The organism is Streptomyces sp. FH025, from assembly GCF_017427025.1.
Lineage (GTDB): Bacteria > Actinomycetota > Actinomycetes > Streptomycetales > Streptomycetaceae > Kitasatospora.
This window is the reverse complement of sequence record NZ_JAFLNG010000434.1, coordinates 1-6,655: the sequence shown is the minus strand read 5'-3', so window position 1 is coordinate 6,655 and position 6,655 is coordinate 1. Positions and strand designations below refer to the sequence as shown.

General features: G+C 70.4%; 7 protein-coding genes. 5 read left to right on the top strand and 2 right to left on the bottom strand.

Annotated features, from left to right (window positions below):
• Positions 1–140: 140 nt before the first annotated feature.
• The 3 genes from rplM to glmM all read left to right on the top strand — a co-directional run bounded on the left by rplM (position 141) and on the right by glmM (position 2,660).
• Positions 141–584 carry a 50S ribosomal protein L13 gene (rplM, locus tag J0670_RS26065; RefSeq protein WP_035848207.1) on the top strand — a complete coding sequence of 148 codons (444 nt, stop codon included), beginning with the start codon at positions 141–143 and terminating at the stop codon, positions 582–584.
• A 45-nt stretch (positions 585–629) separates the two neighbouring features.
• Positions 630–1,133 carry a 30S ribosomal protein S9 gene (gene rpsI, locus J0670_RS26060; protein WP_307806694.1) on the top strand — a complete coding sequence of 168 codons (504 nt, stop codon included), beginning with the start codon at positions 630–632 and terminating at the stop codon, positions 1,131–1,133.
• A 162-nt stretch (positions 1,134–1,295) separates the two neighbouring features.
• On the top strand, positions 1,296–2,660 hold the full coding sequence (gene glmM, locus J0670_RS26055; protein WP_207814107.1) for a phosphoglucosamine mutase: 1,365 nt from the start codon (positions 1,296–1,298) through the stop codon (positions 2,658–2,660).
• A gap of 68 nt (positions 2,661–2,728) precedes the next feature.
• On the opposite strand, the gene coaA is transcribed toward glmM, so the two are convergent.
• Positions 2,729–3,724: a type I pantothenate kinase gene (coaA, locus tag J0670_RS26050; RefSeq protein WP_207814106.1), complete on the bottom strand. Its 996-nt coding sequence runs from the start codon at positions 3,722–3,724 to the stop codon at positions 2,729–2,731.
• Positions 3,725–3,823: 99 nt separating this feature from the next.
• Between coaA and glmS the strand changes: the two genes are divergently transcribed.
• Entirely contained in the window at positions 3,824–5,680 is a 1,857-nt protein-coding gene (glmS, locus tag J0670_RS26045; RefSeq protein ID WP_207814105.1) for a glutamine--fructose-6-phosphate transaminase (isomerizing), read from the top strand.
• 30 nt (positions 5,681–5,710) lie between these two features.
• Here glmS and J0670_RS26040 read toward each other — a convergent pair whose 3' ends face one another.
• The gene (locus J0670_RS26040; protein WP_207814108.1) at positions 5,711–6,259 is read right to left on the bottom strand and encodes a Uma2 family endonuclease; all 549 of its coding nucleotides are present in this window, start codon (positions 6,257–6,259) and stop codon (positions 5,711–5,713) included.
• A 179-nt stretch (positions 6,260–6,438) separates the two neighbouring features.
• On the opposite strand from J0670_RS26040, the gene J0670_RS26035 reads away from it, so the two are divergent.
• On the top strand, positions 6,439–6,655 hold a 217-nt coding region (locus J0670_RS26035; RefSeq protein WP_243437527.1), incomplete at its 3' end, for an NAD(P)H-hydrate epimerase.

The window sequence follows — 6,655 nt, the reverse complement described above, 5'->3', positions numbered from 1 at the left end:
CACGTGAGAGGTCGGTACGCCGGAGACATCAGGTCGTTGACCAGCGGCCCGCCTTGAATTGCGTCCAAGGCTGGCCAGGCTGCTCTTCCGTCCGGGTGCTCCTGTCAGGACCAACTCACTGAAAAGCGAAGGCTACGACCGTGCGTACGTACAGCCCCAAGCCCGGCGACGTCCAGCGTCAGTGGCACGTCATCGACGCGACCGACGTCGTGCTCGGCCGCCTGGCTTCCCAGGCCGCCAACCTCCTCCGGGGCAAGCACAAGGCGATCTACGCGCCGCACGTTGACACTGGTGACTTCGTCATCATCATCAACGCGGACAAGGTGCACCTGTCGGGTAACAAGAAGACCCAGAAGCTGGCCTACCGCCACAGCGGTTTCCCGGGCGGTCTCCGCTCGGTCCGCTACGACGACCTCCTGGACAAGAACCCGGAGAAGGCCGTCGAGAAGGCCATCAAGGGCATGATCCCCAAGAACAGCCTGGGCCGTCAGATGCTCTCGAAGCTGAAGGTCTACTCGGGCGACCAGCACCCGCACGCTGCCCAGCAGCCGGTGCCGTTCGAGATCACCCAGGTCGCGCAGTAATTCGGCCACCAAGCCCCCCAACACTGAAAAGAGCTGAGGAACACCGTGGCCGAGACCACTGAAACCCTTGAGGTCGACTTCGACGAGACCGTCGTCGAGGGCGAGTACACCTCCGAGGAGAGCTACACCTCCGAGTCCCTGGCCGGCCGCTTCGGCGAGGCCATCCCGGGCGCCGGCCTCGGCCGTCGCAAGGAGGCGATCGCCCGCGTGCGCATCGTCCCCGGCACCGGGCAGTGGAAGATCAACGGTCGCACCCTTGAGGACTACTTCCCCAACAAGGTGCACCAGCAGACCGTGAACGAGCCCTTCAAGCTCCTCGAGCTGGACGGCCGTTACGACGTCGTCGCCCGCATCAGCGGTGGCGGCGTCTCCGGCCAGGCCTACGCGCTGCGCCTCGGCGTCGCCCGTGCCCTGAACGAGGCCGACGTGGACAACAACCGCGGCGCGCTGAAGAAGGCCGGCTTCCTGACCCGTGACGCCCGCGCCGTCGAGCGCAAGAAGGCCGGTCTGAAGAAGGCCCGCAAGGCGCCGCAGTACAGCAAGCGCTAATCGCGTCCCCGGGGGTGCGGTCCGCCCTGGCGGCGAACCCCCTGGTTGCGCAAACCGTCGCCCCGGAGTACCCCGTGTACTCCGGGGCGACGTGTTCCCCGGCCAACGTGGGGCGGCCGGGATCATCGGTGGGTTCCGAGCATGGTGATGGAGGACGGGACAGTGGGACGACTCTTCGGTACGGACGGCGTGCGCGGGGTGGCCAACGAAGGCCTGACGGCGGAGCTGGCGCTCGGGCTGTCGGTCGCGGCCGCCCACGTGCTCGGCGAGGCCGGCGCCTTCGACGGGCACCGGCCGGTCGCGGTGGTCGGCCGTGACCCGCGTGCCTCGGGCGAGTTCCTGGAGGCCGCCGTCATCGCCGGTCTGGCGAGCGCCGGCGTCGACGTGCTCAGGGTCGGCGTCCTGCCCACCCCGGCCGTGGCCTACCTCACCGGCGCGCTCGGCGCCGACTTCGGCGTGATGCTGTCGGCCAGCCACAACGCCATGCCGGACAACGGCATCAAGTTCCTCGCCCGCGGCGGCCACAAGCTGGACGACCGGATCGAGGACGAGATCGAGGCCCACTACCGCAAGCACACGGTCGGGGACGAGGACTGGAACCGTCCGACCGGCGCGGCCGTCGGCCGGGTGCGCGAGTACACCGAGGGCTTCGACAAGTACGTCGCCCACCTGATCGGCGTGCTGCCCAACCGCCTGGACGGCATCAAGGTCGTCATCGACGGTGCCCACGGCGCCGCCGCCTACGTCGCCCCCGAGGCCTTCGCCCGGGCCGGCGCCGAGGTCGTCCACACCCTGGGGGCCGAGCCCACCGGCCTCAACATCAACGACGGGGTCGGCTCCACCCACCTGGACCGGCTGCGCGTCGCGATGAAGGAGCACCGGGCCGACCTCGGCATCGCCCTGGACGGCGACGCCGACCGCTGCCTGGCCGCGGACGCCGAGGGCGACGAGGTGGACGGTGACCAGATCATCGCCATCCTCGCGGTCGCCATGAAGGAGGCCGGCACCCTGCGCCGCAACACCGCGGTGGCCACCGTGATGTCCAACCTCGGCTTCAAGCTGGCGATGGAGCGCGAGGGCATCGAGCTGGTGGAGACCGCCGTCGGCGACCGCTACGTGCTGGAGGCCATGAAGGAGCACGGCTTCGCGCTGGGCGGTGAGCAGTCCGGCCACGTCATCCTGCTGGACCACGCCACCACCGGTGACGGCACCCTGACCGGCCTCATGCTGGGCGCCCGGCTGGCCGCCACCAAGCAGCCGCTGGCCGACCTGGCCGCCGTGATGACCCGGCTGCCGCAGGTGCTGATCAACGTCAAGGGCGTCGACAAGAGCCGGGTGCGCACCAGCACCGAGCTGGCCGCCGCCGTCGCCGGGGCGGAGGCCGAGCTGGGCTCCACCGGCCGGGTGCTGCTGCGCCCGTCCGGCACCGAGCCGCTGGTCCGGGTCATGGTCGAGGCCGCCGACCCGGCGCAGGCCGAGACGGTCGCGCAGCGGCTGGCCGAGGCCGTCCGCACCCACCTGGGCTGACCCCGGACACGGCGAAGGGCCCCCGCCTCGCGGGGGCCCTTCGCCGTGCTGTTCGGAGCCTGCGGTGTTCAGAGCTTGCGCAGCAGCGCCCGGCGGACCTTGTGGTCCGACCCCTTCTGCAGGATCAGGGTGGCCCGGCCGCGGGTGGGCAGCACGTTCTCCAGCAGGTTGGGCTTGTTGATGGTGCGCCAGACCTGCCGGCCGTACTCCATCGCCTCCTCCTCCGGCACCTCGGTGAAGCGGCGGAAGTAGGAGTTCGGGTCCTGGAAGGCGGTCTGCCGCAGCTTGCGGAAGCGGTCCAGGTACCAGTGCTCGATGTCGTCGGTGCGGGCGTCGACGTAGATCGAGAAGTCGAAGTAGTCGGCCACCGCGAGGCGGGTGCGGCCGTCGGTGCCGGGCAGGGCCGGCTGGAGCACGTTCAGGCCCTCGACGATCAGGATGTCCGGGCGCTCCACGGTCAGCCGCTCGTCCGGCACGATGTCGTACACCAGGTGCGAGTACACCGGCGCGCTGACCCGCTCCCTGCCCGCCTTCACGTCCGCGACGAAGCGCATCAGCGCCCGGCGGTCGTACGACTCGGGGAAGCCCTTGCGGGCCATCAGGCCGCGGCGGCGAAGCTCGGCGTTGGGCAGCAGGAAGCCGTCGGTGGTGACCAGCTCGACCCGGGGGTGCTCGGGCCAGCGGGCCAGCAGCTCCTGGAGCAGCCGGGCCGTGGTGGACTTGCCGACCGCGACCGATCCGGCCACGCCGATGATGAACGGGGTGCGGGTGCGCTCGGTGTCCGGGGTGTCCAGGAAGGTGCCCAGCGCGCCGCGCAGCTCGTGCGTGGCGTGGATGTACAGGTTCAGCAGCCGCGACAGCGGCAGGTAGACGTCGCGCACCTCGTCCAGGTCGAGCGCCGTGCCGAGGCCGCGCAGCTGCTCCACCTCCTCGGCGGTCAGCGGCAGCGGCGTACGCTCGCGCAGCGCGCTCCACTCGGCCCGGCTGAGGTCCACGTAGGGGGACGGTGACGGGCCGGGCGTGGCGGCGCCCCGCGTACAGAGTTCGGTCAGCACATGCTCCATTGTGGGCCGTAGCGGTGTTCACCGTGGTTGTGGTGTCGGTCACGCAGCGTTGGTGCGGAAGGGAAGAAGGGCCACAGAACCGCCCTTATGCTGGCACGCATGTGCGGAATTGTTGGATACGTGGGCGCACAGTCCGCCCTCGACGTAGTAATTGCGGGCCTGCAGCGACTGGAATACCGGGGCTACGACTCGGCCGGTGTCGCGGTGCAGGCACAGGACTCCCAGGGGCAGTGGAGTCTGGTCACGGACAAGCGGGCCGGCAAGCTCGGCAACCTGGAGAAGTCGCTCGCCGAGTCCCCTCTGCCCGGCGGCACCACCGGCATCGGCCACACCCGCTGGGCCACCCACGGCGGCCCGACGGACGCCAATGCCCACCCCCACCTGGACGACGACCAGCGGGTGGCCGTGGTCCACAACGGCATCATCGAGAACTTCGCCCAGCTGCGGGCCGAGATCGCCGAGCGCGGCCACACCCTCCGGTCCGAGACCGACACCGAGGTCGTCGCCCACCTGCTGGGCGAGGCGTACCAGGGCGACCTCGCCGAGGCCATGCGGGCGGTCTGCCGCCGGCTGGACGGCGCCTTCACCCTGGTGGCCGTGCACGCCGACGCTCCCGGCGTGGTCGTCGGCGCCCGGCGCAACTCGCCGCTGGTGGTCGGCCGCGGCGAGGGCGAGAACTTCCTCGCCTCGGACGTCGCCGCCTTCATCGCGCACACCCGTGAGGCGATCGAGCTGGGCCAGGACCAGGTCGTCGAGCTGCGCCGGGACGGCGTGACCGTCACCAACTTCGACGGCACCCCGGCCGAGGTGCGCGAGTACCACGTCGACTGGGACGCCTCCGCCGCCGAGAAGGGCGGCTACGACTACTTCATGCTCAAGGAGATCGCCGAGCAGCCGAAGGCCGTCGCCGACACCCTCCTCGGCCGGATCGGCGCCGACGGCCGGCTGACCCTCGACGAGCTGCGCATCTCCGACGCCGACCTGCGCTCGGTGGACAAGGTCGTCATCGTCGCCTGCGGCACGGCGTTCCACGCCGGCATGATCGCCAAGTACGCGATCGAGCACTGGACCCGCATCCCCTGCGAGGTCGAGGTCGCCTCGGAGTTCCGCTACCGCGACCCGATCATGGGCCCGGGCACGCTGGTCATCGCCATCTCGCAGTCCGGCGAGACCATGGACACCCTGATGGCCCTGCGGCACGCCCGTGAGCAGGGCGCCAAGGTGCTGGCGATCTGCAACACCAACGGCTCGACCATTCCGCGCGAGTCGGACGCGGTGCTGTACACCCACGCCGGGCCGGAGGTCGCGGTCGCGTCCACCAAGGCGTTCCTGACCCAGCTGGTCGCCTGCTACCTGGTCGCCCTCTACCTGGGCCAGGTGCGCGGCACCAAGTGGGGCGACGAGATCCTCGCCGTCATCAAGGAGCTCGGCGACGCTCCGAAGCAGGTCGAGCAGGTGCTGGAGACCATGGAGCCGGTGCGCGAGCTGGCCCGCTCGCTGGCCGACGCCCGCTCGGTGCTGTTCCTCGGCCGCCACGTCGGCTTCCCGGTGGCCCTGGAGGGCGCGCTCAAGCTCAAGGAGCTCGCCTACATGCACGCCGAGGGCTTCGCGGCGGGCGAGCTCAAGCACGGCCCGATCGCGCTGATCGAGGAGGGGCTGCCGGTCGTGGTGGTCGTGCCCTCGCCGCGCGGGCGGTCGATCCTGCACGACAAGATCGTCTCCAACATCCAGGAGATCCGGGCCCGCGGCGCCCGCACCATCGTGATCGCCGAGGAAGGCGACGAGGCGGTCGTCCCGTACGCGGACCACCTGATCCGCATCCCGGTCACCCCGACCCTGCTCCAGCCGCTGGTCTCCACCGTCCCGCTCCAGGTCTTCGCCTGCGAGCTGGCCACGGCCAAGGGCCACGAGGTCGACCAGCCGCGCAACCTGGCGAAGTCGGTCACCGTCGAGTAGTACGGCCGGCGCCCCTGCGGTGGCTGCGTCCTACCGCAGGGGCGCCGTGTCGAGCGTGAAGGAGAACGGGGCGGGGAGGTCGATGGGCTTGCCGAAGGGGACTGGCTCCTTCTCGGTGTAGTCGCCGTTCTCGGGGCTGGTGAACAGGGTGACCATGCCTTCACTGCGGTCGACCAGCAGGTAGCACGGGATGCCGGCGGCGGCGCACCCACGGCGCTTCGTCTCGCGATCCCGGTGGGGAGCGGTGGACGTGACTTCGAAGACGAGCAGTACGCCGGCGGCGTCCGCCCATGAATCGGAATTCAGAAAGTGTCCGACCGGGCTGACGGTGCCGTCGGGGATGAACCGGCCTGTCGGCACGATGAGCCCCTTGTTGCCCGACAGGTCGAACTCGGCCTCGGCCTTTCGCATGAACTGCCGGTTCAGCAGGGAGAACGCGGTTTCGTGCTCTCCGTCCGGCGGCGGTGTCACGAAGATCTCCCCTTCGATGAGTTCAGCCTTGTAGCCAGGTGGTGTTTCCAGCTCCAGGAATGCCTGGAGGAGGCTGTCCTCGCCCAGCGGGTGCTCGACAGCTGGCATGGCGACCATGGCCCTTCTCCCTCCTGTGGGTCCGTGCCGGGCCACAAGGTAGGCGTACGGACCGACACCGGCGGGGGATCGAAGTGGTTGTCACTCGAAAGTGTGCCGCAGGCCCGGCTCCCGTGGGGCGGCGGCGCGGGCTAGCGTCGGCGGTAGCCGACTGCTGAAGGAGCCCTCGCATGCGTCATGCACACCCTGTGGAAGTCGTCCGGGCCGCTGAGGCCGCGCTGATGGCCAGGCTGCCGGAGGGGACGTTGATGCAGCGGGCGGCGGCCGGGTTGGCGGCGACGTGTGCGCGGCTGTTGATCCGGCGTCTGGGGCGGGTGTACGGCAGCCGGGTGGTGGTGCTGGCGGGCAGTGGGGACAACGGGGGTGACGCCCTGTACGCCGGGGCGG

Bases quoted from the DNA above. Each gene is read 5' to 3' on its own strand.
- coaA (WP_207814106.1), bottom strand. From the start codon at position 3,724: ATGGAGCATGTGCTGACCGAACTCTGTACGCGGGGCGCCGCCACGCCC.
- glmS (WP_207814105.1), top strand. From the start codon at position 3,824: ATGTGCGGAATTGTTGGATACGTGGGCGCACAGTCCGCCCTCGACGTA.
- J0670_RS26040 (WP_207814108.1), bottom strand. From the start codon at position 6,259: ATGCCAGCTGTCGAGCACCCGCTGGGCGAGGACAGCCTCCTCCAGGCA.